Consider the following 26,105-nt stretch of genomic DNA (forward strand, 5'->3'; position numbering starts at 1 on the left):
CGTCATCAGCTTCATCGCATTATTCGGTGTGCTGAACTCGGTCATCGGGGTGGGGGAGACGGGCGATCGGGGGTCGGTCATGGCTTATGCCTTGGCAACGGCGCGCGCGCGCCGGGCGCGCCGCCAGGTCAGCAGCGCGAGGAACAGGGTGACGGCGGCGGCCAGCGCGGCGACCAGCCGGAAGACATCGTTATAGGCGCGGATATTCGCCTCGCGCGTGGCGGCCTGGGACAAAAGGGCCGCCCCCTCGGCACGGGCTAGCGCGGGATCGCCCACCACGCCGGAGACGGGCGCGCCGCCCGCCTGGATACGTTGCGTCACCTGCGGGTCGGTGGGGTCGATATTCTGGACGATGGCGGCGCTATGCGCCTTTTCGCGGATCACCTGATAGGTGCCGAGCAGGGCGGTGCCGCCCAGCCCGCCGACCGAGTTCAGCACACCGAATAATGCGATGAAGCTGATGACGTGCCCCGCCCCCTGTTGCAGCGCGCGGGTCATCCCGAACAGCAGCGACGGACCGAGGAAGAAGGTGGTCGAAAAGGCGATCAGTGCCTGGGTCGCGTACAGCTCGGGCGCGCGGGTGAGATTGCTCGAGAAGCTGTCGATATAGGCGGCGATGGCGACCAGCCCGATCGCGAACATGACGGGATGGCTCAACCGGTTCACATCCAGCGTCACCGCGCTCATGATGACCCCCGCGACCGAGGCGATAAAGGCGATGGCGAACAGCGTGCGGAACTGATCGTTGTTCTGGCCCAGCGCGGTGAGCAGGCCGACCGCGCCGAAATTCTGTTCCGACAACACGATGCGCGCCATGACCGTGACGATGGCGAAGCGGACGATGTCCATCGACCCCAGCCAGCGCGTGTTGAGCAGCGGATTGGCGCGGTGATGCTCGATCCACAAAGCGGCGGCGAGCAGCGGGATGGCGATGGCCAGCGACCAGCCGATCCAGGCGGCCTGCGTCCACCACACCAGCCGCCCCTGGCCCAGCACCGCGCAGAACAGCCCGATCGCGGGCGCGTAGAGCGCGAAGGTCAGGAAATCGAGCGGCTCGAACGCCTTGACCCGCTGCGTCGGGGGCAGGCGAAGCGCGATGATCGCGGCCAGGCTGACCGCCGCCAGCCCGAACTCGAACAGGTACAGCGTCCGCCACTGCGACATGGCGAGCAGTTCGGGCGAGAAGAGGCGGGCGAGCGGTATCGCGCATTGCGGCACGCCGATGCCCAGCACGATCGCCTTCAGCCGCCATTTCGCCGGCAGAGCCTGCATCATGTAATAGAGGCCCAGCGACGACAGCGCCGCCGCCGCCATGCCGCTCGCCGCGCGCACCGCGATGGCGGTGGAGAAATCGCGTACGAACAGATGCCCGAAGGTCAGGATGGTATAGAGCCCGGCGAACAGCAGCGCGAAGGGTCGGAGGCCGAATTGCTGGCGGAACTTGATCAGCAGGAGGTTGATCGAGGCGTTCGTCATCACATAGACGATGGGCAGCCAGGCGATCTCGGTCGGGTCCAGCCCCAGCGCACCCTGCAACTGCACCGTATTGACCTGGACCAGCGCATTGCCCAGCCCGCCGGTGATCCCGATCAGCACCGCGATCGCGCCATAGGCGACGCGCCGTCGATAGGGATGCTCGAAATTGCCGGGCGATCCGGGAATGGTCGGCTTTTCATGGGGAGCGAAGGCCCATTCCTCCTCGCTCCAGAACTGCCGAAACCGCGATGCCATCCCCCGTCCTCTCTTGGCGCACGCCCCAAACGCGCAAGCGACCGTTTCGGGTGCGTGACGCTATGGCCGATGCATTGATCGCCGGGGCGATGCGAAGCGCTTTTGTTGCGATACAACCGACATATCCCCGTTACGGAGCTGCCCGTTCCTGCTATTTTCCGCTGTCGCGTCGAATAGCCGCCCTTATGCGCGAAGGTGAGGAAGAGGTGCCGATGGGCAAGCGCGATCCCCGAATGCCGGTCAGCCATGATCTGCTCCAGGCGACGATGGATGCCTCCACCGACATGATCCAGGTGTTCGAGGCGATCCGGGACGATGCCGGGCGGATCGTCGATTTCCGCTGGGTGCTCAACAACCACCGATCGGAAAGCCTGTATGGCGAGGTGCGCGGCCAGAGCCTGCTCGAACGCAATCCCGGTGTGGTGGTGGAGGGGATTTTCGACAGTTTTTGCCGGGTGACCGAAACGGGCATCGCCGAGCAGAAGGAGCATCATTACGTCCATGAGCAGTTCGACGGCTGGTTCTATCAGACGGTCGTGAAGCTGGGCGACGGCGTGGCGACGACCACCCGCGATATCACCGAGTGGAAGACGTCGCAGGCCGAGGTCATCCGGCTTCGCGAGGAGATGGTGCGGATCAAGCTGGCCGATAGCGAGAGCCAGTTGGCGGCGATCTTCGCGACCGCGCCGGTCGGCCTGTCGGTCGTCGCGCCCGATGGCCGTTTCCTGCGGGTGAATGACGAACTGTGCCGAATCTTCGGCCGCTCGCGCGACGAGGTGCTGGCCTCCGGGGTCGCGGACCTGACCCATGCCGATGATCTGGCCCCCAGCCTGGACGCCCTGGCCCGCGCCGCCGAGACGGGGACGCCCAGCACGCTGGACAAGCGCTATCGTCGTCCCGACGGGGAACTGGTGTGGGCGAACAGCACCATCTCGCTGCTGCCCGATATGCCTGGGCAGGCGAAGCGATTCCTGGTGGTCACCTCCGACCTGACCGAACGGCGCAAGGCCGATGCGCTCCAGCGCGTGCTGATCGCCGAATTACAGCATCGCACCAGCAATCTGATGGGCGTGGTCCGCTCGATCGCGAACGACAGCGTGCGCGCCAGCAGCGATCTGGCGGGCTTCCATGCCCAGTTCAACGATCGGCTGGAGGCGTTGTCGCGGGTGCAGAGCCTGTTGTCGCGGCTGAGCGAGCATGACCGGGTGTCGTTCGACGACCTGATCCATGGCGAGCTGGCGGCGATGGGGGGTGACGCGGAGCGCGTCACGCTGCACGGGCCGGTCGGGGTCCGCCTTCGTTCCTCGACCGTGCATACGCTGGCCATCGCGCTGCATGAACTGGCGACGAACGCGGTCAAATATGGCGCGCTGGGCCAGCCGGGGGGCCGTTTGTCGATCCGCTGGACATTGGAGCCGGACGGATTGGGCGACAAGCCTTGGGTGCACATCGACTGGCGGGAAACCGGGGTCGACATGCTCGCGTCGAATCCGGACGGTCATGGTGGCGGGCAGGGGCGCGAGCTGATCGAACAGGCGCTCCCCTATCAACTCGGCGCGCGCACCACCTACGAACTGGGGCCGGAAGGCGTGCATTGCACCATCGCGATGCCGGTTTCGACCAGCATGGGGTCAAGCGCGATCTGATCGCCCGATACCGTGCCCTACCCTTACCTGCCAGTCGTCAGTCGTCCAGCATAGCCCGGATACGCGCCGCCAGATCGGCGAAGTCGAACGGCTTGGTGATCAGCGCCACGCCCGCGTCCAGCCGCCCGCCATGGACGATCACGTCGCGGGCATAGCCGGTGGTGAACAGCACCTTCAGCTCGGGATGGAGCGACCGCGCGGCGGAAGCCAGGTCGGCCCCGGTCATGCCGCCCGGCAACACCACGTCGGAAAAGAGCAGCGCGATCCGCGTCGCCTCGGGCGCGTCCAGCAGGGCGAGCGCGGAGGCGCCGTCCTCCGCCTCCAGCACCTCATAGCCCAGCTCGCGCAGTGCCTCGGTCGAATAGGCGCGGACATCGGCATCGTCCTCGACCACCAGGATCGTCTCCGACCCGCGCATCGGGCGGGTGGCGGCGGATGCCTCGACGATCGGTGCCGCCTCGCCATGGTGGCGCGGCAGGAACAGCGTGACGCGGGTGCCCTGGCCGGGGTGGGACTCGATATTCACCTGCCCGCCCGATTGCTTGGCGAAGCCATAGACCATCGACAGGCCCAGCCCGGTGCCCTTGCCGACCTCCTTGGTGGTGAAGAACGGCTCGAATACCCGGCCCAGCGTCGCGCGGTCCATGCCGATGCCGGTGTCGCTGACCTCGATGGCGACATAATCGCCCGGATCGGTGGAATAGGGGACCGGGCCCGCCGCCATCGTCGTCAGCCCGTCCAGCGTCGCGTTGCGCATCGCGATCGACAGGGTGCCGCCATGCGGCATGGCGTCGCGCGCATTGACCGCCAGGTTCAGGATCGCGCTTTCCAACTGGTTGGGATCGGCCTCGACCGGCCAGAGATCGGGCGCGGCCTCGATCGCCAGCGACACCTGCTCACCCAGCGTCCGGGTCAACAGGTCGGACAATCCGTCGACCAGCCGGATCGCATCCACCGATTGCGGCGCCAAAGGCTGCCGCCGCGAAAAGGCGAGCAGCCGCTGGGTCAGCGTCGCGGCCCGCTTCGCGCCCGTCATCGCATGGGTGGCGGCGCGCCGGGCGCGGGGATGTTCGTCGATCGGCAGGAAACGGTCCAGCATCTCCAGATTGCCGACCACGACCTGGAGCAGATTGTTGAAGTCGTGCGCGATACCGCCGGTCAACTGGCCCACCGCCTCCATCTTCTGGCTCTGGCGGAGTTGCGCCTCCATATCGGCCAGCCGCTCCTGTTGGGCCAATCGTTCCGACACGTCGGTCGCGAACTGATAGGCGCCGAGCGGCGTGCCCTCGGGCGAGACCAGCGGACTGAAGCGCAACTCATAATGCCGCCGATGGCCGTCCAGATCCTCCAGCGCCTGGATGACCGAGAAATCCTCGCCCGCCAGCACCCGCGTCCAGTAATCGCGCATCACCGACAGAATCTCGGGGCGACGCGCCATCGCCTCGCTCTTGTGCTGACCGATCTGGGGACGGATGCCGAAGATGCGCTCGAAATCGTCGACGGCGGCGCGGTTGATCGCCAGATAGCGGTGATCGAAGCCCAGCACTTGGACCATCGTGCCGGTCGAATCCATGATGTCGGCGAACAGCTTGCGCTCGGCCAGCGCCTCGACCACGCGGCGTTCCAGCACGGCGTTGACGTCGCGCAGCGTTTCCTCGGCCCGGCGGCGCTCGTCGATGTCGAACACCGATCCGACCATGCCCAGATAGGTGCCGTCCTCGTCGGTGCGCGGGATCGCCGTCACCATCGACCAGCGATAGGTGCCGTGATGATGCAGCAGGCGGAATTCCAGGCTGAACGACACCCGGTTTCCGGTCGCGTGGCGGAACGCCGTCTCCAGGGCGGATCGGTCGTCGGGGAAGATCGCCTTCAACCACTGGAAGTCGAGGCCCTGCTCCATCGGCAGTCCGGTCTGCACGCTCCAGGCCCGGTTGATATAGACGCAGTGGCCATCCGCGCGCGTCACCCACATGATGATGGGCACATGGTCGGCGACGTTGCGGAACCGCGCCTCGCTTTCCCGCGCGGCGGCGATGGCGATCTCCCGCTCCTGCCGGTCGCGCATCCGTGCGCTGCTGTCGATCACCGTCGCCAATATGCCCGAAGGCTGCCCGGTCTCGTCCGCGATTGGCGTATAGTCCAGGTCCAGCCAATGCTGTTCCGCCACGCCGCGATGCGCCAGCAGCATGGCCTGATCGCGATAGGCCAGCGGTTCTCCCCCCAGCACGGTCGCGACCACCTGTGCATTGAACACCGCCGCCTCGGGCCAGCTATCGACCAGCCGTGTGCCCAGGATCGCGGGGTGCCGGTCGCCTGAGAAGGCCGCATAGGCCGCATTGTAGATCAGGATGCCCTCCGGCCCCCAGATCGTCGCCATCGGGATGGAGGAGGACAGCGCGATGCCGATCGCGGTCAACCGGCTCTGCGGCCAGCCGGCAATCGGCCCCAATGGCGTCGCGGCCCAGTCATGCCCCGCGATCAACCGCCCCATCTCGCCGTTGCGCGCCAAGATGGCGGCAAACCCGGCGGGGATGTCGGCTGGGTCGTGGGTAGTCGCGATCATGCTCGGTCCGTCCCCCCTCGAAACCCGGCGCAAGTGATAGTGTAGCGTTGCTTTCGTCCGAGGAACAGAGGTGCGCCCCCGTATCTTGCTCTGGGTAGGTGAAATTATTCCAAATCCGTTCCTTTTGTTTGTCGCGGCCATCGTTACGCTTGCGATGTCTACCCATGCGGCGGCTCGATCCGGCCGGTCGCCCGCACGCATCACTTTGTCACGGACCCGATAGGCATTTGCCATGTTGGACTGCTAAAGCTCGGCGAAAATAGGAGAGACAGGCATGAGCGCACATCTTCACCCTGTACCGGACTGGGCCGACAGCGCGTCCATGACCGCCGACGGCTATGCCCAGGCCTATGACGCGGCGCGCACCGATCCGGACGGCTATTGGCGCGAACAGGCGCAGCGGCTCGACTGGATCACGCCCTTCACCCGCGTGAAGGACACCAGCTTCGCCGAGGCGGATTTCCGCATCGAGTGGTTCGCCGACGGGCAGCTCAACGTCGCGGCCAACTGCATCGACCGGCATCTGGAAACCCGCGCCGATCAGGTTGCGATCCTGTGGGAAGGCGACACGCCGGGGACCGAGCGGCGGATCACCTATCGCGAGCTTCACGAACAGGTCTCGCGCCTCGGCAACGCGCTGAAGGCACTGGGCGTCGCGCGGGGCGACCGCGTCACCCTCTATCTGCCGATGATCCCGGAAGCCGCCTTCGCGATGCTTGCCTGTGCGCGGATCGGGGCGATCCATTCGATCGTGTTCGGCGGCTTCTCGCCCGAAAGCCTCGCCAATCGCATCATCGATTGCGATTCGCGGATTGTCATCACCGCGGACGGCGGCTGTCGTGGGGGCAAGGCGGTGCCGCTCAAGGCCAATGTCGACGCCGCGCTGGAGCATCACGGCGTCGCGGTCGATCATGTCGTCGTCGTCCAGCATAGCGGCGTCGACGTGACGATGAAGGACGGTCGCGACCGCTGGTACGGCGATCTGGTCGACGCCGCCTCCACCGACTGCCCGCCCGAGGCGATGGGGGCGGAGGACCCACTGTTCATCCTCTATACCAGCGGTTCGACCGGCAAGCCCAAGGGCGTGCTGCACACCAGCGGCGGCTATCTGCTCTGGGCCTCCTATACCCACCAACATGTGTTCGATTATCGCGAGGGCGAGGTCTTCTGGTGCGCCGCCGATGTCGGCTGGGTCACGGGGCACAGCTATGTCGTCTATGGCGCGCTCGCCAACGGCGCGACGACGCTGATGTACGAGGGCGTGCCCAATTATCCCGATCACAGCCGCTTCTGGCAGATCGTCGACAAGTATAAGGTCGCGACCTTCTACGCCGCGCCGACCGCGCTGCGCGCGCTGATGCGCGAGGGCGACGAATGGGTGAAGAAGACCGACCGCTCCAGCTTGCGCGTCCTGGGATCGGTGGGCGAGCCGATCAATCCGGAGGCATGGGAGTGGTTCTACCGCGTCGTCGGCGACAGCCGCTGCCCAATCGTCGATACCTGGTGGCAGACCGAAACCGGCGGCCACATGATCGCCCCCATCCCCGGCGCGGTGGCGCTCAAGCCCGGTTCGGCGACCAAGCCGTTGCCCGGCGTGCTGCCCCAGATCGTCGATGCCGAGGGCAAGGTGCTGGCCGGCGCGGTCGAAGGGAACCTCGTCATCGCCGATAGCTGGCCGGGGCAGATGCGTACGGTCTGGGGCGATCACGACCGCTTCTTCCAGACCTATTTCACCACCTATCCGGGAAAGTATTTCACCGGCGACGGGTGCCGTCGCGACGAGGACGGCTATTACTGGATCACGGGCCGGGTCGACGACGTCATCAACGTCTCCGGCCACCGCATGGGTACCGCCGAAGTCGAGTCGGCGCTGGTCGCCCATGTGAAGGTCGCCGAGGCGGCGGTGGTCGGCATGCCGCACGACGTGAAGGGGCAGGGCATCTACGCCTTCGTTACGCTGAACACCGGCGTGGAGGAGGACGAAGCGCTGCGCGCGGAACTGGTCCAGTGGGTCCGTCGCGAGATCGGGCCGATCGCCACCCCCGACGCGCTGCAATTCGCGCCCGCGCTCCCCAAGACGCGTTCGGGCAAGATCATGCGCCGCATCCTGCGCAAGATCGCCGAGAACCAGGTCGACGCACTGGGGGATACCTCCACCCTGGCCGACCCGGCGGTGGTGGATCACCTGGTCGCCAACCGGATCGAGCCGGGGAAGAAGGCGGCGTGACTTGAGGACAGGGGCCGCTGGCTTGGCGGCCCCGCTTGTCCGTGACCTTCGACTTCGCTCAGGCTGAACGGAGCGAAGGAAGAAGGCCTCTCATACCCAACGTCCGTTCAGCCTGAGCGGCGTCGAAGGCCACGCTCCACCCCCATCAAGGCGCCTTCCGCACCGGCGGCAACGCCGCGCAAATGTCCACACCCCCCGCGGGCACGGTAAAGAAGTCGTTCCGCCGATTCTCCCGCCCCTTGATCCAGGCGGCGAAGCGCGGCGACGCCGTCTCGCGATACTGGAAATGCGGTCGCTCGGCGGCGGGCAGTTCGCTGGCCAGCCGCGCCGAGACGATCGGCAGACGCTGCGCCTCTTGCCTATAGAAGCCCAGATCGCCCGTTCCGCGCGGCAGGGTGGACAGCGCCTCCATCCCGTCGATCACCCGCCCGGCCACTGCGATATTGCGGTCCAGCCCGCGCGGCGAGTGGCCGATGATCGTGTAGAGTTCCGCCCCGGTCCCCGTGCTCGGCGCCAGGTCGCGCGCGACGCCGACCATGCCATAGCAATGCGGAATCCATTCCGACGATGCATCCCCCGCCAGTGGCCAGCCGTCGCGGCTATAGCCCGCCCAGGCGGCATAGGGATCGGGCCTGCTCAACCTCGCGACCGCGCTGTTGCCCGCGCGGACATATTCGGCGGGCGGATTGGCGACGATGCCGGGGGGCAGCGGCTTCTTCTCGGTCGCGTCGCCCCATTGCGCGACATAATTCTCCTGCACCCGGTAGACGCTGGTCCCCGCATCCCACCAATGCGCCCGCGCCAGCGCGCGGATGTTCGCCACATGGACCGGCGCCTGCAAGGAGGCGAGGCGCACCGTGACCGTCTTGCCGTTCGACAGGTTGAAGATCAGCACCTCGTTATCCGGCACCGCGATCCAGTCGGACGGCAGGGGATCGCTCGCCTGCGCGGGGGCAGGGGCGGGAGCGGGCGAAGCCTGCGCGAAAAGCGCGGCGAGCAGAAGCGCGATCGTCATGGTGGAGCAGACTGCCCCAGCCCGATCCCCCACGCAATCGCTTGCGCGGGGCGCCGAAGCGCATTAGGGGCGCGTGCTCCAGGCATGAACTCATGCGGAGCGGTGGCCGAGTGGTCGAAGGCGCTCGCCTGGAAAGTGAGTATACGGCAAAACCGTATCGAGGGTTCGAATCCCTCCCGCTCCGCCATTTCAGTACCCGAGCGGGCACGCCGATCCCCGCCGTTTTCCCTCCTTCTGCGGCCACGAGCGTCCTGAGCAGGTCGCTCTTCGATCCCATGATGCGGACCTCGTCGTCGCCGACCTCGACGCGCTGGGCGCGCGCGCGCAGGTGATCCCGCCGATAGCCGCCCACGTCGAGCCGCATCCGCTCACGCGCGGCCTGTGACAGCCGGCCGACCATTTCAGGCGTGATCGCCCGCTCGCCCGTGCTCTCCAGCATCGCCTGCGCTCGATCGGCATCGACGCGCGACTGGTCGCGGATCACCTTGAGGCCGACGATCCGCTCCTTGAGCGCCGGGTCGTCGAGGTCGGCGACGCCTGCCTCGATCGCGTCGTAGAGGCGTTTCAGCCGTAGCTCCGATTCGGCGGCGCGCCGGTTCAGCTCGGCGATGTGGACGCGGCGGCGCTCGGACTGCTCCTCGCGGCGGCCGAGGATGGTCTCCAGCAGTTCCTCCAGCCGATCGGAGTCGAGTAGCCGGTCCTCAATATGGGCAGCGACGAGATGGTCGAGCTTGTCCATCGGGATCGCGCGGCCCTTGCAGCCGGTCTCGCCCTGCCGCGCCTTAATCGAGCAGGCGTAGTAGCGGTAGCGCCCGCCCTTGCCGGTGCGGATGGTCATCGCGCCCCCGCAATTGCCGCAGAAGCAGATGCCGGTCAGCAGCGTCGGGCCGATGACGACGCGGTGCGGCAGCGCGGTCTTCTGGTTGCGCGCCTGCACCGCGTCGAAGGTCGCGCGCTCGATCAGCGGCGGCACCGCGACCGTCACGACTTCCGCGTCGGGCTTCTTCTCCTTGGTCTTGGAGCGGCGGTTGAACTCATGCTCGCCGATATAGGTGCGGCGCGTGAGGATGCGGTGGACCTGGCCGATGCCCCAGCGCCCGCCGTCGCGGGTGAAGATGCCGCGGGCGTTGAGATGCTTGACGATCGCCTTCACGCCCATCTGGCTGTGGTCGGCCTCGGCGCCAAGCGCGAGCCGGTAGATCAGGCGGATGGTGTCTGCATGGAGCGGGTCGATCTCCAGCTTCTTCTTGGTCTTGGCGCCGCGCTGCTCGGCCGCGACGGTGCGATAGCCGATCGGCGGCAGCGAGCCGTTCCAGAAGCCCTGCCGGGCGTTCTCCTTCAGGGCGCGCAGGACGTGCTTGGCGTTCTCCTTCGACTGGTACTCGTCGAACAGCGCCATGATCTGGCGCATCATGACGTGCATCGGGTCGTCGCCCATCTCCTGCGTGATCGAGACGAGGCGGACGCCGTTCTTCGCCAGCTTCCTGACGTAGAACTCCGGCTCGAAATGGTCGCGGAAGAAGCGGCTGAACGAGTGGACGACGACCACGTCGAACGGTGCGGGCTTCGAAGTGCCGGCCTCGATCATCCGCTGGAACTCGGGGCGCCGATCGTTGGTCGCCGACGCGCCGGCCTCGACGAAAGTGTCGACGAGCTGATAGCCACGCGAGGTGCAATACGTCTCGCCCTGCCGCTTCTGGTCGGGGATCGACACGTCGTGCTCGGCCTGCCGGACGGTGGAGACGCGCAGGTATAGCGCGGCGCGCTGGGCGATGACGGGCGTCTCGGCGTTCACGGCCGTTCTCCTTGCTTGTCGGATGTCGGGATCAGCTCCAGGGCCAGCACGACGCGGTCGGGGATGACCTTGGGCGCGAGCTTGCGCCCGCTGCGCTCCATGCGGACGATGCCGTGGGCGATCATCGCCTTGAGCGTACGCGACAGGTTGGGCTTGGCGCGGCCGGTCAGCGCGACGAGGGCGTCGAGCGACTCCGGCTCGCGCTCGGCGATGATGCGGAGCATGTCGCGGTTGGCGGCCGAGAGGATGCGGGCGAAGGATTCTGTCGAGCCGAACCAGACCGCCGGCTCGCCCGGCACCGGCTGCTCCTGACCCTGCATGATGCGCCTGGCGCGGGCCTTCATCTCGTCGGTGTCGGCGATGCCAATCGTCAGCGTCGTCACGGTGCGTGTGTCTCCCGGTCTGGCAGCCGCCGGGCCGGGCGCAAGCGTCAGGCGGTCCGGATGCTGTCCACGACTATTATCACCAATAGACAATATCATCCAAGAAAATGATGGGGAGCGACCGGCGCTCGTCGCGCGCCGCTATCGGCCGGTCGGCCCGAACAGCTCGTCAAAGAGTTCGGCGAACCAGCGCTCGAACACCTCGATCTCGGCCTCGGTGACCGGCACACGCGCGGGCCAGTCGTCAGTGACGCGCCACGTCTTCACTTGGGCGACGGGCGCTGGCCCCCGCCGTTGCTCCGACTCGACGGCATAATAGTCGTAGAGATCGTCGGGCAGGACGCCGGCGGTGGTGCCTGCGCGGCGGGTGGAACGAGGGTAGCGGTCGGGCACGGGCGTCGATGAAGTATCCTGTTGTTCGTCGCGGCACGGTCCCGCCCCGCGATCCTGCCGCCTCGTTCCTCGCGGTGAAGTGGGCATGACGCGATACCTCGATCGCGTCAGCCGATCCCAGCGTTGGAAGTGCCGCCGGCACGCCGCGCCTTCGCGAACGCGCGATCGGTCGCCATGAACCGCTCCAGCATGGGCGCGACCAGACGCGTGGGATCGGCAGCCTGCTGCCCGGTGTCGCGAGCGAGCACCTCGGCATAGGCGGTCAGGTCACGATGCAGGTCGGCCGGCAGTTCCAGCGTGACCTTCACGGGTTTGTCGTTGGCGAGGGGGCCGAGCTTCAGCTTGGTCATGGGGCGGCTCCATAGGGTTCGAGGACGAGGTCGCGGGTTACGATGACACGGACCGGAAAGCCGGGGCGGATCGTCAGCGTCGGCGCGATGTCGAGCTGGCGGCCCACCACCTGCCGGCCGGTCTGGCTGATCCCGTCCGACGCGCCTTGGCGCAGCGCGCGGAAGAGATCGCCCTGCTCACCCGAGGTGCCGGCCTGCGCGCCGACCGACAGCAGCGTGGAAAGGCCGGCGGCCTTGGCGAGATCCCACCAGTGGTGATCGACGCCGTCCTCCAGCCCGGCATAGCCTTGCGCGTCTGCACCTGGCTGGCGCTCCAGCACGATCGAGCGACCGTTCGGGAAGATGAGGCGGGTCCAGGCGAGGAGCACCCGGCGCTGGCCGAAGCCGACGCCGCTTTCGTACTGGCCGATAAGCCGCGTACCCTGCGAGATCAGCAAAAGGCGTCCGGTTGGACTGTCGTAGACGTTCTCGGTCACCTGCGCGGTGACCTGTCCGGGCAGGTCCGAGCGGATGCCGGTGATGAGCGCGGCGGGGATCACCGCGCCGGCCTGCACGACATATGGCGATAGCGGTGCCGTCACGCGGTCGGGCGCGACGGTGCGCCGGTCGGCCGGCTGATCGAGGAAGGCGAGCTGCCGGTCCTGTGCGGTGGGCGTGCCGGTCTGGCCGGGCGTGCCCATGCCAGCGAGGTTCGCCATCCCGTCGCCCGGTCCGCTGCCGCCGGGTGTCGCGGTGGCCGCACCGGACTGGAAGAACACCCGGCTGGTGCGCGCCGCCTCCAGTTCCTGCCGACGCCGTTCCAGTTCCTGGCGGCGGCGCTCGGCCTCGGGATCAGGCGCGGCGGGCGGAGCCGGCGCGTCGATCCCCGGCACTGGCACCGGCCGAGCGCGGTTCTGCGCGTCGAGGATGGGGCGGCCGAGATCGCCGGGGAGCGGCGGGCCGAGCACCGGGCCGGTGTAATCCTTTGGCAGCGCGTTGAGGCCGTCCGGTGTCGAGCGGCCATCGGTCGCATAGACTTCCTCGGCAGGCTTGCCACCTTGCTGGACCTGGAGCGCGTAGATCAGCGCGCCGCCGAGACCGACGCCGGCGACGCTGCCGAGCACCGCCAGCGCCTTGCGCGACAGGCGGGTGACGCGCGGCGGCTCAGGGCGGAGCCGCATCGGCGCGACCGGCTCGCCGGTCAGCGGCCGGGCCTCCTCGTCGGCATCCGGCATATCCGGTGTCTGCTGGGTGGCATCGATGTCGCTCATGACGATGGCCTCCCATCGGTACGGAGGATGCGGACGGTCTGCTGGCGGTCGCCCTTACCGAGGCGCAGTTCGGCAGCGCCGAACAGGCGGTCGACGATGATGACGTTGCCGTGGACGCGGCTGTTGACGATCTCCGGCTCGCCATCGGGGCCGATGACGAACAGCGGCGGCATCTCGCCCTGGACGATGCCGCGCGGGAATTCGACGTAGACGCGACGGCCGTCGTCGTAGACCGCGACCGGCCGCCACGGCGGCGCATCGCCTGAGAGGGCATAGCGATAGCTGCGCTCGGCGGCGGACGGAATGATCGGCGTCGTCGGCACTACCGGCTGCTGCGACGGCGGTGGCGCCGGATAGGTCCACGCGACCGAGGGCATGTAGGGCCGCTCGCCGGCGTGCAGCTCGATCATGTAGAGCCGGCGGTCGGTGGTGATGACGAGGTTGGTGGAAAGGTCCGCCCGCGTCGGCTTGACGAGGACGTGGACGCGGCGGGTCTCGCCGGCACCGCTCTCGGTATCGCCGATGATCCAGCGCGCGGTGTCACCGGCGGCGATCGGGCCGGCGCCGGTCAGACTCTCGCCGGGCTCAAGCGCGATGTCGGTGATCTGTCCGACTGCGGCATAGACCTGGTAGAGCGCGCCTTCCGACCACGGATAGACCTGGATGGCGTTGTAATAGCCTTCGCGGCGCGGCTGGACGCGCGCGGCGGCATTGGCGTTCTCGACACGAGCGGTCGAGGTGCCGGCAGGCTGTCCGCCCCGCGCCGGCGTCCACTGCGGCGGGACATGCAGCGGCCGGGGCCGCGATGGCGATGCAACCGCCGGCACGGGCGGCAGCGGCGGCACCTCGGCGTCGTAGCTGATCTCCGGCGGCTTCTGCGTCGTGGCGCAGCCGGCGAGCATGGTGGCGGCGAGCAGTGCCGCCGGAACGGGCGTAAGGCGCAGGATCACTGTCCCAGCTCCTTCGACCAGTTGATGGCGTTGACGTAGATGCCGAGCGGGTTCTTGCGCAGTGCCTCGGCATCGCGCGGCGGCTGGACGACCACGGTGAGGATCGCGGTCCAGCGCGAGGTCTCGGTGAGGCTGCCGTCCTGGTAGCGGCGCTCGGTCCAGGCGACACGGAACGAGTCCGGCGACGCGCGGATGACCGACGACACGTCGACGGCGATCTGCTGCTTGCCGACCTTGGCGAACGGGTCGTTGGCGCGGGCATGGTCGTTGAGCGCCTGCGCGCCCGCTGCCGTAGTGAAGTCGTAGGCGCGCAGCCAGTTCTGCCGCACGACGATCGCGTCGGACGGGATGCTGCGGACCTCCTCGACGAAGCGCGCGAGATGGAACGCGATCTGCGGGTCGGTCGGCCTATAGCCGGCGGTGGCAGGCTCCACGGCCTGCGCCTGTCCCAGCCTGTCCACCTGCACCACCCACGGCACGATCGACCCGCTCGCCGACTGCCACACCAGCGCGGCCGACAAGCCGGCGGAGAGCGCCAGCGAGCCGAACGCCATCAGCCGCCAGTTTCTCGCCTGCACGCGGGCGGAGCCGATGCGGTCGTCCCAGACCTGGGCAGCGCGCTGGTACGGGGTCTCGGGCTGCGGGGTCTTGCCGTAATGCGCGGCGGGTCGTTTGAAAAAGCTCATCGGCGGTCACCTTGATCGAGGGAGATGGAAGCGCCGCCGCCATGCGCGTCGCTGGATCGCACGGCGTGCGCGGCGGCCTGGACGCCGTGGGTGAGCTGCTGCGAGCGCTTCATGCGCTTCGCCCATGCGGGCTGGCCGTCCGCCGCCGGAGCTGCGGGAGACGGACCGCCGTCCCCGTCCGGCGCGGCATCGCCGCTGACGGCACGGCCGCCGGCCTGGAAGCTGGAGCGTAGGCTGTCGGCCGCGCGGCCGGCGGCGCGCTTTAGCGGCGAGGCGGCGGCCTTTCCGCCCGCGCTGGCGACGTTGCCGAGGCCGGAAGCGACGCCGGCGATGCCGGATTGTCCGGCGGCACCCGCCTGATAAGCGGTGGACGCGCCACCCGCGAGCGCCGCTCCGCCGCGCGCGGCAGCGGCGGCACCGCCGGCCAGCGCCGCACCACCGGACGCGACCGCGCCGATCGCGGCACCGCCGGCCGCGACCATACCGCCGGCTGCGAGGCCGGTGCCGATCGCCGCGCCAGCGCCGAGCTGCGGTCCGCCGGAAACGAGACCGTTGGCGATGCCGGGGCCGAAGATGCCGAGGCCGAGCAGCGACAGCGCGGCGAGCACGATCGCCATCGCGTTGTCGATGGTCGGGGTGTGGCTGCCGAAACCAGCGGTGAACTGCGAGAACAGCGTCGAGCCGATTCCGACGATGACGGCGAGCACCAGCACCTTGATGCCCGACGAGATGACGTTGCCGAGCACGCGCTCGGCCATGAAGGCGGTCTTGCCGAACAGGCCGAACGGGATGAGCACGAAGCCGGCGAGCGTGGTCAGCTTGAACTCGATCAGCGTGACGAAGAGCTGGACGGCGAGGATGAAGAAGGCGAGCAGGATCAGCGCCCAGGCGAACAGCAGGCAGGCGATCTGAATGAAGTTCTCGAAGAACGACCAGTAGCCCATCAGCCCGGAGATCGAATCGAGCAGCGGACGTCCGGCATCGAGGCCGGTCTGCGCGACTTTGCCCGGCCGCATCAGATCGGCGGCGGAGAAGCCGGTGCCCGACGCCTTCAGGCCGAGGCCGGCGAAGCTGTCGAAGACGATCCGGGCGAGGTTGTTCCAGTTGCCGATGATGTAGGCGAACACGCCGATGAACAGCGTCTTCTTGATGAGCCGCGCGACGATGTCGTCATCGCCGCCCATCGACCAGAACAGTGCCGCCAGCGTCACGTCGATGACGATCAGCGTGGTCGCGATGAAGGCGACCTCACCGCCGAGCAGGCCGAAGCCGCTGTCGATGTAGCGCGTGAAGACGCCGAGGAAGCTGTCGATGACGCCGGTGCCCTGCATCGCTCAGCGTCCTTCCGCCGAGGTGGACTTGCCGAGGAAGCGGTCGCGGTTATCCGCCCATGTCCTCAAGCAACCGGGATCGCGCGTTGCTGCTTCCCCCATGAACCGGCAACGGGCGAGCGCCTCGCGCATCGGATTGACGGGCGCGGTCGAGACCTCGACTGTCACCGGCACCACCGGCTTCCCCTCGCGCATCATCTCGATAGCAGCGGCGGCAATGGCGATCCCGACGAACGCGGCGGCACCGACGCGGGCGAGCGTCTTCCCCTCCACGGTGCGCCTCAGTTGCCGGGGTTGAACATGCGGGCGTTGCCGGGCTGGTAGCCCGCGCCCGGCGCGAGGAAGCGGCGGCGCTGCTCGCGACCCTGCTCGGCCGCCGCGGCACGCTCGGCGTCGGACAGCGCCTGCGCGCGGCCATTCGCCGCCATCATCGCGGTCAGGTCGGCGAGCTGCTGGGCTTGGAGCGCGAGGAGCTGGTTGCCCGCCTGCGTCGCCTGAAGCGCGCCGGTCGCGCCCTGCGAGCGGGTGACCAGCGTCGCCATCTCGGCGCGATTGCTGTCGATGTTGCCGACGACGCCGGCCTGCACGCGCATCGCGTCCTGCAAGCCGCCGACCGTGTTCTGCCAGCGTGAGCGGGCGTCAGTGACGAGCTGCCGGTCCGTCGCCGACATCGACGCGCTGCTGTATTGCCGCTGGAACGCCTGGTCGATCGACCGCACGTCGAAGGCGATGTTCTGTGCCTGCTGGAGCAGCGCCTGCGTCCGGCGGAAGTTCTGCTGGAGCTGCTGGAGCGACGAGTACGGCAGGCTGGCTAGGTTGCGCGCCTGGTTGACCAGCATCGTCGCCTCGTTCTGGAGCGACGTGATCTGCTGGTTGACCTGCTGGAGCGTGCGCGCCGCCTGGAGGACGTTCTGCGCGTAGTTCGACGGATCGAACACCGTCCACTGCGCCGCGGCGGGCGTCGCCAGCATCGGCGACAGGGCGAGCGGCACGGTGAGGATAGACGCGGCGACGAGCGCCGCGCGGCTACGGCGCAGGGTCATGATGGTGTCTCCAGATTGGTGAGGTCGGGGATGAGGTCGGCAGCCCAGCCGACGCCGCGATGACGCAGCCAAGCCGGCAGGAAGCCGTCCGCGCCGTGCTCGGCGACAATCGCGGCGATAGCGGTCTGATCGGTCTTCGACGATGCGGCACACAGCGCCAGCGCCACGACGGACAGCCCCAGCTCGAACAGCCGGTTGCCGCGCCGCGACTGGCAGTAATAGTCGCGCTTGGGCGTCGCCCGCGCGAGGATCTCGATCTGACGATCGTTCAGCCCGAACCGCCGGTAGATGGCGGTGATCTGCGGCTCGATCGCGCGCTCGTTGGGGAGCATCAGCCGGGTCTGGCAGCTTTCGATGATCGCGGGCGCGATGGCCGATCCGTCGATGTCGCTGAGCGACTGCGTGGCGAAGACGACGCTGGCGTTCTTCTTGCGCAGCGTTTTCAGCCACTCGCGGAGCTGCCCGGCGAAGCCCTCGTCGTCGAGCGCCAGCCAGCCTTCGTCGACGATGATGAGCGTCGGCGCGCCGTCGAGCCGGTCGTCGATCCGGTGGAAGAGATAGGCGAGCACGGCGGGCGCCGCGTCGGTGCCGATCAGCCCCTCGGTCTCGAACGCCTGGACGGTGGCGCTGCCGAGATGCTCGGCTTCCGCGTCGAGCAGCCGACCATAGGCGCCTCCCACGCAATAGGGCCGTAGCGCCTGCTTCAAATCGTTCGATTGGAGAAGCACCGCGAGACCGGTGATGGTCCGCTCCTCGACCGGCGCGGAGGCGAGCGACGACAGCGCGGTCCAGAGATGTTCCTTCACCTCCGGCGTGATCGGCACGCCCTCGCGTGTCAGGATGGCGACGAGCCAGTCCGCCGCCCATGCGCGCTCGGCGGTCTGCTCGATGCGGGCCAGCGGTTGCAGCGACACGCTCGCGTCGCTGCCCTCGGTGAGCCCGCCGCCGAGATCGTGCCAGTCGCCGCCCATCGCCAGCGCGGCGGCGCGGATCGATCCACCGAAATCGAAGGCGAACACCTGGGCACCGGCGTACCGGCGGAACTGCAAAGCCATCAGCGCCAGCAGCACCGACTTGCCCGCGCCGGTCGGACCGACGACGAGCGTGTGCCCGACGTCGCCGACGTGAAGGGAAAGCCGGAACGGCGTGGAGCCTTCGGTCCGGCCGTAGAGCAAAGGCGGCGCGTCGAAATGCTCGTCGCGTTCCGGTCCGGCCCACACCGCCGAGAGCGGGATCATGTGCGCGAGGTTCAGCGTTGAGACCGGCGGCTGCCGCACGTTGGCGTAGACGTGGCCAGGCAGCGAGCCGAGCCAGGCGTCGACCGCGTTGATCGTCTCGGCCATCGCGGTGAAGTCGCGGCCCTGCACGACCTTCTCGACCAGCCGCAGCTTCTCATCGGCGACGCGCGGGTCGGCGTCCCAGACCGTTACCGTCGCGGTGACATAGGCGATGCCGGCATAATCGGCGCCGAGTTCCTGAAGAGCGAGATCGGCGTCCGCCGCCTTGTTCGAGGCATCGGTGTCGACGAGGACGCTCGCCTCGTTGGTCATCACCTCCTTGAGGATGGCGGCGACCGACTTGCGCTTGGCGAACCACTGCCGCCTGATCTTCGTCAGCAGCTTGGTGGCGTCGGTCTTGTCGAGCAGGATCGCGCGGGTCGACCAGCGATACGGGAAGGCGAGCCGGTTCAGCTCGTCGAGCAGCCCCGGCGTCGTCGCGGTCGGGAAACCGGTGATGGTCAGGACGCGCAGGTGCTGCGTGCCCAGCATCGGCTCCAGCCCGCCGGTGAGCGGCTGGTCGGCCAGCAGCGCGTCGAGATACATCGGCGTCTCGGGCACGCGGACGCGGTGCCGGTGGGTCGAGACGCAGGCGTGCAGGTAGGTCAGCGTCTCCGCGTCATCCAGCCAGCGGCAGGCCGGCATGAAGGTCTCGACGAGGCGCAGGACGCGGTCGGTGCGGTCGACGAAGCCCGCCAGCACCTCGTGCGGGTCGATGCCCTGCCGTTCGCGGCCCTCGTAGAGCCAGCCCTCGGCCCGCGCCGCCTCCTCGGCGGGCGGCAGGTAGGTGAAGGTCAGCAAGTAGCTGCACTCGAAATGGCTGCCTGCCTCTTCGAAGTCGGCCTTGCGCTCGGCATCGACCAGCGCCGACGCGGCGTCGGGGAAGACGCTCGCCGGATAGGTCGCGGCGGGATCGCGCTGCGCCTCGACGAAGATCGCCCAGCCCGAGCCGAGACGCCGGAAGGCGTTGTTGAGCCGGCCGGCGACGGCGACCAGCTCGGCCGGAACGGCGCTGTCGAGGTCGGGGCCGCGGAAGCGCGCGGTGCGCTGGAAGCTGCCATCCTTGTTGAGGACGACGCCCGATCCGACCAGCGCCACCCACGGCAGGAAGTCGGCGAGGCGCGTGCCGGCGCGGCGATATTCGGCGAGGTGCATCATGGTCGTGCCCCTCAGACCGACAGGTGGCCGGGAATGCGGAGATGCCGGCGCACGACGTCGACGAACATCGGGTCGCGCTTCGCCGCCCATACCGCTGCGACATGGCCGACCGCCCAGACGGCGAGGCCGACCAGCCACAGCCGCAGGCCGAGGCCGAGCGCCGCCGCCAGCGTGCCGTTGAGGATGGCGAGACCGCGCGGCGCGCCGCCGAGCAGGATATGCTCGGTCAGCGCGCGGTGGACCGGCACGGCGAAGCCCGGCACATCGCCGGCAGGATCGCCCGCCATCAGACCAGAGCCCCGCCGCCGAACGAGAAGAACGACAGGAAGAAGGAGCTGGCCGCGAACGCGATCGACAGGCCGAACACGATCTGGATGAGCCGGCGGAAGCCGCCCGACGTGTCGCCGAAGGCGAGCGCCAGCCCCGTCGAGATGATGACGATCACCGCGACGATCTTGGCGACCGGCCCTTCGATCGACTTCAGGATCGACTGGAGCGGCGCTTCCCACGGCATCGACGACCCGGAGGCGTGGGCGGCGGGCGCGGTCATCACGCTGATGACGACGACCGCCACCGCGGTCTCGAAGCGGTGGCGGGCAATACGAAGTCGAGAGGTCATGGTCGGTCTCCTGTGCTGGTGGGGGTGAGCGAGGCCGCCGGTCGATCGGCAGGCACGACGTGGTAGTCGCCGTCAGGGCCGAGCCCTTCGACGCGGGCGAGTTCGGCGAGCCGGCGCATGGAGCCGCGTCCGGCGAGGACGGCAACGAGGTCGATCGTCTCGGCGATTAGGGCGCGCGGCACGGTGACGACGGCTTCCTGAATGAGCTGCTCCATCCGCCGCAGCGCGCCGATGGCGCTGCCGGCGTGGATCGTGCCGATGCCGCCGGGATGTCCGGTGCCCCATGCCTTCAGCAGGTCGAGCGCCTCCGGCCCGCGTACCTCGCCGATCGGAATGCGATCCGGGCGCAGGCGCAGGCTGGAGCGGACGAGATCGGAGAGCGACGCGACCCCGTCCTTCGTCCGCATCGCGACGAGGTTCGGCGCGGCGCATTGCAGTTCGCGCGTGTCTTCGATGATGACGACGCGGTCGGCGGACTTCGCCACCTCGGCGAGCAGCGCGTTGGTCAGCGTCGTCTTGCCGGTCGAGGTGCCGCCGGCGACGAGGATGTTGGCGCGGAACGCGACGCCCTCACTCAGCACCTCGGCCTGGGCGGCGGACATGATGCCGGCCGCGACATAGTCCTCCAGCGTGAACACCGCGACGGCGGGTTTGCGGATGGCAAAGGCGGGCGCTGCGACGACGGGCGGCAGCAGCCCCTCGAACCGCTCGTCGGTTTCGGGCAGCTCGGCCGAGACGCGAGGGCTTCCGGCATGGACCTCGGCACCGACATGATGCGCGACGAGCCGGACAATGCGCTCGCCATCGGCTGCCGACAGCCGCTCTCCCGTATCTGATAGTCCTTCGGACAGCCGGTCGATCCAGATGCGCCCGTCCGGGTTGAGCATCTCGACGACGACGGCGGGGTCTTCCAGCAGCCGCGCTATTGCGGGGCCGAGCGCCGTGCGTAGCATCCGCGCGCCGCGTGCCAGCCCTTCCAAAGTGTGCTGCGAACCCGCCATTCGATCCCCGTTCCTGCCGGGGCGGCATCAGCGGTCCCGAACGGGGTCGAGTAAGAGAGCCTGAAACTCGGCCGTTTCAACAAGTATCGAACGCCGTGCGGTCATCGCGAAGAAACGGCGGCAATCGGCGGGATCGGTTGGTTTCATGCCGCACATCCACGACACGTTGCTTGTTCTGATTTGACCACCGCTGATGTAAATCTGAAGCAATCGGAGAGTAGATCGATCCAACGACTTCAGGGAGTGGCTGATGCCGATCGAGATCATTGTGCATCCCGGCGTCGACAGCGCCTTTCTGGCATGGCGCGCTCCCTTCATCGACGATTGCCGAGGCTTCGCCCTCCGGCGGCGGATCAAGCGCGTCGCCGGCAGTGCCGCCAGCCCCAATGCAACCGGCGTCGATGCCGATGGCTACGTCGAAGAGATCGTGGCGAGCTGGGTCGGCTTCGCCAATGGTCCCGAAGTGCCGGAAGGGACGCGGAAGCCCACGACGGAATGGCCGGTCCAGAAGTATCTCTGGTCGGACTTCGCGGTCGAAGCCGGCGACGAGGTCTCCTATCGTGTCGCGCCGATGGTCGGTCCCGAATCGGCGATGCACGAGGCTGTCGAGCAGGCTTTGGTCTGGAGCGCGCCCGTCAGCATCGGCGCGGAGACCGAGGGGCGTGCGGCTTGCTTCTTCAATCGCGGGATCGTGGCCAGCCAATGGCTTGCCCGGCTATTGCCGGATGAAAACCCGTCCACGACGCTGAGGAAGGAAATCGCCGATCCGCAGAGCCGTATTCGCGGGTTTCTGGCCGGTCCGATCCGCGACAGGCTGTTGTCGCTGCTGGCCGATGCCGCCGCAAAGAAGGCGCACGTCTACGCCGCGCTGTTCGAACTCGACGATCCCGAACTGATCCCGTTGCTCAAGGCGTTGAAGAAGCGTGCACATGTCGTGCTCGGCAACGGCGCGGTGAAGAAGGCGGGCGATGACGAGAACGACGACGCACGCGCCGCGCTGAGCGACTGTGACGTGCGCGACCGCATGACGGCGCCTCGCGCGCTCGCCCACAACAAGTTCCTGGTCGTCTGCGACGCCGACAAGGAACCGCAGGCGGTATGGACGGGGAGCACCAACTGGACGAAGACGGGCCTCTGCACGCAGGCAAACAATGCCGTGCTGATCGCCAATCCCACGCTCGCACAATTCTATTTCGATCAATGGAAGATGCTGGCAGACGCCGACGATGCGACGCCGGACTCGCTCTATGCGTCCAACGGCACGCCACGGACGAGCAAGAAGGTCAAAGGGACCACGCTCTGGTTTACGCCGATGCGCGCAGCCGCCGATCTCGATCAGGCCGGCGCGCTGATCGCCGCAGCGAAGCACGGCATTCTGTTTCTGATGTTCAACCCCGGACCGCGGGGCACGCTCCTCAACGACATCATCGAACTGGCGTCGCCAGGCAGTCCCAACTTCAAACCCGACCTCTACATCCAGGGCGTGGTCAACCAGAACCCCGGAACGGAGAAGAGCCCCGTCGTCCTGTTCAATCGCGGTGAACGCATCGACGCGAACGCCGACGTGCTCCTGCCCGCCGCGATTCCCGGCCCGCTGAAATACTGGAAGAAGGAACTGGTGAAGCTCCCCCAGACCTTCGCGATGGTTCACAGCAAGGTCGTCGTGATCGACCCCTACGGCGACAAGCCGGTGGTGATGACCGGGTCGCACAACATGGGGCCGAAGGCCAGCGGGGTGAACGACGAGAACCTTCTCATCATCGAAGGCAACGGCGCGCTGGCCAGTCAGTATGCCGGCAAGATCATGGAGATCTACGCGCAGTATCGCTGGCGACAGTCCGTGCAGAAACAGGATGGCAAACCGCGCTGGAACGGCCTGGCCGATGACGACAAATGGCAGATCGCCGATGCGACGAAACCGTATGACAGGCGCCGGCTTCGCGAGCTGGACTTCTGGTTCGGATCGGACGTTTCGAGCTGACACTTGCGGCTAGGGACAGCTATCCGTCTCCGGTCGGTGAGCCTGTTCCATCCCGGCGCGCGTCGATGTCGCGCGACAGCTCCTTCAGGAACCGGTCGCCGGTCGCCAGCCGGCGGCCAAGCGTTTGCAGGAAACCCTCGAACCGCTCGCTGCCCTTTGCCCGTGCCGATGCCTGCGCGCTGTCGGGCAGCGGCGGGGTGACGGTCAGCCAAAAGCGAATGAACAGCGACAGCGTCTCGCCGACGATGGCGAGGTCTTCGTCCATCCCGTCGATCTGGCGGCCGATCCGGTCCATGCGGCGGGCGAACACAGCCTCCAGCCGCTCCGATGCGTCTGCCGACAGGAAGGAGGCGACGGCGGCTTCGACGATGGCTGACTTCGATACGTTGCGGCGGAGTGCCAGCGCCTCGATCTTCTTCAGGAGGTCCGGGTCGAAATAGACGTTCATGCGGGTCTTGGTCGGCATGGCAGGTTCTCCTCAAAGCTCGATGCCATCCGCCGGGTCCATCGACGCCTGCCGGGCGACCGACGTGATCTGGCTGCGCAGGCTGCGAGCCTTGGCGGCGTCCACGTCCGGGTCGTCGTCGAGCGCGTCGAACTCGTTGACGGCCGCTCGCTCGGGCGGCGCGATCTCCTCCTGCTCGGGCAGCTCCGGCTCCCGGCGGATGCCGGCATTGGCCGGATCGACCGTGCTGCCATCGGGACTGCTCTGCGCCGATCCTGCTGCTGGCGTGGGGATCGCCAGCGCCGACCAGTCGTCTGCGGGAAGTGCTGGCCGGCGTTTCGCTTCGGTCGGCTTGGGCGGGGGCAGCAGCCGTTCGCGAAACCGGGCATCCTCGTAGTAGCGCGCCTTCTTCGCCCGGATCGGCGGCACCCCCGCGACCAGCAGCAGTTCGTCGGCGGGCGCAAGCTGCATCACCTCGCCGGGCGTGAGCAGCGGCCGGGCCGTCTCCTGCCGCGACACCATGAGATGCCCCAGCCAGGGTGACAGCCGGTGCCCCGCATAGTTGGTGGAATCCCGCATCTCGGTTGCGGTGCCGAGCGCGTCGGATACGCGCTTGGCGGTGCGCTCGTCGTTGGTCGCGAAGGCGACGCGGACGTGGCAGTTGTCGAGCACGCTGTTGTTCGCGCCGTAAGCCTTCTCGATCTGGTTGAGGCTTTGCGCGATCAGGAAGCTCTTGATGCCGTAGCCCGCCATGAACGCCAGCGCGCTCTCGAAGAAGTCGAGCCGGCCGAGCGCGGGAAACTCGTCGAGCATCAGCAGCAGGCGGTGGCGCTTGGCCGATCCGTTCAGTTCTTCGGTCAGCCGCCGGCCGATCTGATTGAGGATCAGGCGGATCAACGGCTTGGTGCGAGCGATGTCTGACGGCGGCACGACTAGGTAGAGGCTGACCGGGCGCTTGCCCGAGACGAGGTCGGCGATGCGCCAGTCGCAGCGCGCCGTCACCTTCGCCACCACCGGATCGCGGTAGAGGCCGAGGAACGACATGGCGGTCGACAGCACGCCCGACCGTTCGTTGTCAGACTTGTTGAGCAGTTCGCGCGCCGACGAGGCGATGACCGGGTGGACGCCGGCTTCGCCCAGATGCGGCGTCGACATCATAGCGCGCAGCGTCGCCTCGACCGGGCGCTTGGGATCGGACAGGAAGCTGGCGACGCCGGCCAGCGTCTTGTCGGGTTCGGCGTAGAGGACGTGGAGGATCGCGCCGACCAGCAGCGAGTGGCTGGTCTTCTCCCAATGATTGCGCTTGTCGAGCGCGCCCTCGGGGTCGACGAGGATGTCGGCGATGTTCTGGACGTCGCGCACCTCCATGTCGCCGCGCCGCACCTCCAGCAGCGGGTTGTAGGCCGACGATGCCGCATCAGTCGGATCGAACAGCAGCACGCGGCCATGCTGCGCGCGGAAGCCGGCGGTCAGCGTCCAGTTCTCGCCCTTGATGTCGTGAACGATGACGCTGCCCGGCCAGGTGAGCAGCGTAGGTACGACGAGGCCGACGCCCTTGCCCGATCTCGTCGGCGCGAAGCACAGGACATGCTCTGGGCCATCGTGACGGAGATAGTCGCGGTCGAGCCGCCCCAGCAGCACCCCGTCCGGACCAAGCAGTCCGGCGGCCTCCACCTCATCCGGCGACGCCCATCGCGCCGAGCCGTAGGTGGCGACGCTCTTTGCTCCTCGTGCTCGCCACATCGACAGGCCGATCGCGACCGCGATCGAGGCGAAGCCCCCGGATGCGGCGATGATCGCGCCCTCCACGAATATCGCGGGCGCATAGGCATCGTAGCAGTACCACCACCAGAAGAAGAGCGGCGGATGATAAAACGGCCAGCCGGCGACCTCGAACCACGGTGTGCCGAGCTGGAGCTGAAAGCCGAGCCGCCATGCGGTTCACTGCGTCGCCGCCCAGGTGGTGGCGACGACGATCGCGAGAACAAGGGCGACCTGCCCCCAAAGTATCTGACCTCCGCGCATACCGGCTCCGTCGAAAGGGAGCCCATCAGAGAATGCACGTCTTCGGCGCGGGCAACGGAAATCGCCGGCGAGCGGGCTGCCGGATACCATAGCGAAGAAAAGGGACGGTCAGCGCGGTCGGGACCGTGCTTCGGAGGAGTGACGTGACCCCCGTTTCTTCATCCAACTGGAAGTAGAGACCGTCTCCTTAAAGGGACGGACGGAATGAAGCGGAAGCAGTTTTCGGAAGAGCAGAT

20 protein-coding genes, 1 tRNA gene and 2 pseudogenes are annotated in these 26,105 nt (G+C 67.9%); 4 read left to right on the forward strand and 19 right to left on the reverse strand.

Features of this window, described 5'->3' with window-relative positions:
* Nucleotides 1-84 precede the first annotated feature (84 nt).
* Nucleotides 85-1,731: an MFS transporter gene (locus SM191_RS17065; RefSeq protein WP_341507233.1), complete on the reverse strand. Its 1,647-nt coding sequence runs from the start codon at nucleotides 1,729-1,731 to the stop codon at nucleotides 85-87.
* Between the two features lie 185 nt (nucleotides 1,732-1,916).
* On the opposite strand from SM191_RS17065, the gene SM191_RS17070 reads away from it, so the two are divergent.
* The gene (locus tag SM191_RS17070; protein WP_341507234.1) at nucleotides 1,917-3,377 is read left to right on the forward strand and encodes a sensor histidine kinase; all 1,461 of its coding nucleotides are present in this window, start codon (nucleotides 1,917-1,919) and stop codon (nucleotides 3,375-3,377) included.
* 37 nt (nucleotides 3,378-3,414) lie between these two features.
* Here SM191_RS17070 and SM191_RS17075 read toward each other — a convergent pair whose 3' ends face one another.
* On the reverse strand, nucleotides 3,415-5,940 hold the full coding sequence (locus SM191_RS17075) for a PAS domain S-box protein (protein ID WP_341507235.1): 2,526 nt from the start codon (nucleotides 5,938-5,940) through the stop codon (nucleotides 3,415-3,417).
* 274 nt (nucleotides 5,941-6,214) lie between these two features.
* On the opposite strand from SM191_RS17075, the gene acs reads away from it, so the two are divergent.
* Entirely contained in the window at nucleotides 6,215-8,167 is a 1,953-nt protein-coding gene (gene acs / locus SM191_RS17080; RefSeq protein WP_341507236.1) for an acetate--CoA ligase, read from the forward strand.
* Between the two features lie 145 nt (nucleotides 8,168-8,312).
* Here acs and SM191_RS17085 read toward each other — a convergent pair whose 3' ends face one another.
* Complete coding sequence (locus tag SM191_RS17085) at nucleotides 8,313-9,182, reverse strand: peptidylprolyl isomerase (RefSeq protein WP_341507237.1); 870 nt, start codon at nucleotides 9,180-9,182, stop codon at nucleotides 8,313-8,315.
* Nucleotides 9,183-9,278: 96 nt separating this feature from the next.
* On the opposite strand from SM191_RS17085, the gene SM191_RS17090 reads away from it, so the two are divergent.
* A tRNA-Ser gene (locus SM191_RS17090) sits at nucleotides 9,279-9,369 on the forward strand.
* A 576-nt stretch (nucleotides 9,370-9,945) separates the two neighbouring features.
* Here SM191_RS17090 and SM191_RS17095 read toward each other — a convergent pair.
* From SM191_RS17095 to trbB, 14 genes and pseudogenes are all read right to left on the reverse strand, one after another.
* A pseudogene (locus SM191_RS17095) lies at nucleotides 9,946-10,977 on the reverse strand (recombinase family protein); the annotation flags it as partial.
* Nucleotides 10,974-11,360, reverse strand: a complete 387-nt coding sequence (locus SM191_RS17100; protein ID WP_341507238.1) for an HVO_A0114 family putative DNA-binding protein — start codon at nucleotides 11,358-11,360, stop codon at nucleotides 10,974-10,976. The gene SM191_RS17100 and the pseudogene SM191_RS17095, both read right to left, overlap by 4 nt.
* A gap of 141 nt (nucleotides 11,361-11,501) precedes the next feature.
* A complete protein-coding gene (locus SM191_RS17105; protein ID WP_341507239.1) occupies nucleotides 11,502-11,753 on the reverse strand; it encodes a hypothetical protein in 252 nt (83 codons plus the stop codon).
* A gap of 107 nt (nucleotides 11,754-11,860) precedes the next feature.
* The gene (locus SM191_RS17110; protein WP_341507240.1) at nucleotides 11,861-12,103 is read right to left on the reverse strand and encodes a DUF2274 domain-containing protein; all 243 of its coding nucleotides are present in this window, start codon (nucleotides 12,101-12,103) and stop codon (nucleotides 11,861-11,863) included.
* Nucleotides 12,100-13,263: a TrbI/VirB10 family protein gene (locus SM191_RS17115; RefSeq protein ID WP_341507251.1), complete on the reverse strand. Its 1,164-nt coding sequence runs from the start codon at nucleotides 13,261-13,263 to the stop codon at nucleotides 12,100-12,102. Before SM191_RS17115 ends, SM191_RS17110 begins: the two co-directional genes overlap by 4 nt.
* Nucleotides 13,264-13,349: 86 nt before the next feature.
* Complete coding sequence (trbG, locus tag SM191_RS17120) at nucleotides 13,350-14,255, reverse strand: P-type conjugative transfer protein TrbG (protein ID WP_341507252.1); 906 nt, start codon at nucleotides 14,253-14,255, stop codon at nucleotides 13,350-13,352.
* 44 nt (nucleotides 14,256-14,299) lie between these two features.
* Nucleotides 14,300-14,989 (reverse strand): conjugal transfer protein TrbF, encoded by a 690-nt coding sequence (gene trbF, locus SM191_RS17125; protein WP_341507241.1) that lies wholly within the window; start codon nucleotides 14,987-14,989, stop codon nucleotides 14,300-14,302.
* Nucleotides 14,986-16,320 carry a P-type conjugative transfer protein TrbL gene (gene trbL / locus SM191_RS17130; protein WP_341507242.1) on the reverse strand — a complete coding sequence of 445 codons (1,335 nt, stop codon included), beginning with the start codon at nucleotides 16,318-16,320 and terminating at the stop codon, nucleotides 14,986-14,988. Before trbL ends, trbF begins: the two co-directional genes overlap by 4 nt.
* A gap of 3 nt (nucleotides 16,321-16,323) precedes the next feature.
* Entirely contained in the window at nucleotides 16,324-16,593 is a 270-nt protein-coding gene (gene trbK-alt / locus SM191_RS17135; RefSeq protein ID WP_341507243.1) for a putative entry exclusion protein TrbK-alt, read from the reverse strand.
* A gap of 8 nt (nucleotides 16,594-16,601) precedes the next feature.
* Complete coding sequence (trbJ, locus tag SM191_RS17140) at nucleotides 16,602-17,363, reverse strand: P-type conjugative transfer protein TrbJ (protein WP_341507244.1); 762 nt, start codon at nucleotides 17,361-17,363, stop codon at nucleotides 16,602-16,604.
* Nucleotides 17,360-19,798 carry a conjugal transfer protein TrbE gene (gene trbE, locus SM191_RS17145; protein ID WP_341507245.1) on the reverse strand — a complete coding sequence of 813 codons (2,439 nt, stop codon included), beginning with the start codon at nucleotides 19,796-19,798 and terminating at the stop codon, nucleotides 17,360-17,362. Before trbE ends, trbJ begins: the two co-directional genes overlap by 4 nt.
* Nucleotides 19,799-19,809: 11 nt before the next feature.
* Nucleotides 19,810-20,085 (reverse strand): VirB3 family type IV secretion system protein, encoded by a 276-nt coding sequence (locus tag SM191_RS17150; RefSeq protein WP_341507246.1) that lies wholly within the window; start codon nucleotides 20,083-20,085, stop codon nucleotides 19,810-19,812.
* Nucleotides 20,085-20,417, reverse strand: a complete 333-nt coding sequence (locus SM191_RS17155) for a TrbC/VirB2 family protein (protein ID WP_341507247.1) — start codon at nucleotides 20,415-20,417, stop codon at nucleotides 20,085-20,087. The genes SM191_RS17150 and SM191_RS17155 overlap by 1 nt, the downstream gene beginning before the upstream one ends.
* Entirely contained in the window at nucleotides 20,414-21,418 is a 1,005-nt protein-coding gene (trbB, locus tag SM191_RS17160) for a P-type conjugative transfer ATPase TrbB (protein WP_341507248.1), read from the reverse strand. The genes SM191_RS17155 and trbB overlap by 4 nt, the downstream gene beginning before the upstream one ends.
* A 250-nt stretch (nucleotides 21,419-21,668) precedes the next feature.
* Between trbB and SM191_RS17165 the strand changes: the two genes are divergently transcribed.
* Nucleotides 21,669-23,399 (forward strand): phospholipase D-like domain-containing protein, encoded by a 1,731-nt coding sequence (locus tag SM191_RS17165; RefSeq protein ID WP_341507249.1) that lies wholly within the window; start codon nucleotides 21,669-21,671, stop codon nucleotides 23,397-23,399.
* A 19-nt stretch (nucleotides 23,400-23,418) separates the two neighbouring features.
* Here the strand turns inward: SM191_RS17165 and SM191_RS17170 are convergent, their stop codons facing one another.
* Together SM191_RS17170 and SM191_RS17175 are read right to left on the reverse strand one after the other, a co-directional pair.
* Nucleotides 23,419-23,865, reverse strand: coding sequence for a ribbon-helix-helix domain-containing protein (locus tag SM191_RS17170; RefSeq protein WP_341507250.1), 447 nt, complete (start codon nucleotides 23,863-23,865; stop codon nucleotides 23,419-23,421).
* Nucleotides 23,866-23,877: 12 nt separating this feature from the next.
* Nucleotides 23,878-25,869: pseudogene (locus SM191_RS17175) on the reverse strand (conjugal transfer protein TraG).
* Between the last annotated feature and the right edge of the window lie 236 nt (nucleotides 25,870-26,105).

The organism is Sphingomonas sp. 2378, assembly GCF_038084995.1.
GTDB lineage: Bacteria > Pseudomonadota > Alphaproteobacteria > Sphingomonadales > Sphingomonadaceae > Sphingomonas.

Bases quoted from the DNA above. Each gene is read 5' to 3' on its own strand.
- trbL (WP_341507242.1), bottom strand. From the start codon at position 16,320: ATGCAGGGCACCGGCGTCATCGACAGCTTCCTCGGCGTCTTCACGCGC.
- SM191_RS17150 (WP_341507246.1), bottom strand. From the start codon at position 20,085: ATGGCGGGCGATCCTGCCGGCGATGTGCCGGGCTTCGCCGTGCCGGTC.
- SM191_RS17085 (WP_341507237.1), bottom strand. From the start codon at position 9,182: ATGACGATCGCGCTTCTGCTCGCCGCGCTTTTCGCGCAGGCTTCGCCC.
- SM191_RS17165 (WP_341507249.1), top strand. From the start codon at position 21,669: ATGCCGATCGAGATCATTGTGCATCCCGGCGTCGACAGCGCCTTTCTG.
- trbB (WP_341507248.1), bottom strand. From the start codon at position 21,418: ATGGCGGGTTCGCAGCACACTTTGGAAGGGCTGGCACGCGGCGCGCGG.
- trbG (WP_341507252.1), bottom strand. From the start codon at position 14,255: ATGCTCGCCGGCTGCGCCACGACGCAGAAGCCGCCGGAGATCAGCTAC.
- SM191_RS17115 (WP_341507251.1), bottom strand. From the start codon at position 13,263: ATGCGGCTCCGCCCTGAGCCGCCGCGCGTCACCCGCCTGTCGCGCAAG.
- trbF (WP_341507241.1), bottom strand. From the start codon at position 14,989: ATGAGCTTTTTCAAACGACCCGCCGCGCATTACGGCAAGACCCCGCAG.
- SM191_RS17065 (WP_341507233.1), bottom strand. From the start codon at position 1,731: ATGGCATCGCGGTTTCGGCAGTTCTGGAGCGAGGAGGAATGGGCCTTC.
- SM191_RS17075 (WP_341507235.1), bottom strand. From the start codon at position 5,940: ATGATCGCGACTACCCACGACCCAGCCGACATCCCCGCCGGGTTTGCC.
- acs (WP_341507236.1), top strand. From the start codon at position 6,215: ATGAGCGCACATCTTCACCCTGTACCGGACTGGGCCGACAGCGCGTCC.
- SM191_RS17070 (WP_341507234.1), top strand. From the start codon at position 1,917: ATGCGCGAAGGTGAGGAAGAGGTGCCGATGGGCAAGCGCGATCCCCGA.
- SM191_RS17170 (WP_341507250.1), bottom strand. From the start codon at position 23,865: ATGCCGACCAAGACCCGCATGAACGTCTATTTCGACCCGGACCTCCTG.
- SM191_RS17155 (WP_341507247.1), bottom strand. From the start codon at position 20,417: ATGACCTCTCGACTTCGTATTGCCCGCCACCGCTTCGAGACCGCGGTG.
- trbJ (WP_341507244.1), bottom strand. From the start codon at position 17,363: ATGACCCTGCGCCGTAGCCGCGCGGCGCTCGTCGCCGCGTCTATCCTC.
- trbE (WP_341507245.1), bottom strand. From the start codon at position 19,798: ATGATGCACCTCGCCGAATATCGCCGCGCCGGCACGCGCCTCGCCGAC.
- SM191_RS17110 (WP_341507240.1), bottom strand. From the start codon at position 12,103: ATGACCAAGCTGAAGCTCGGCCCCCTCGCCAACGACAAACCCGTGAAG.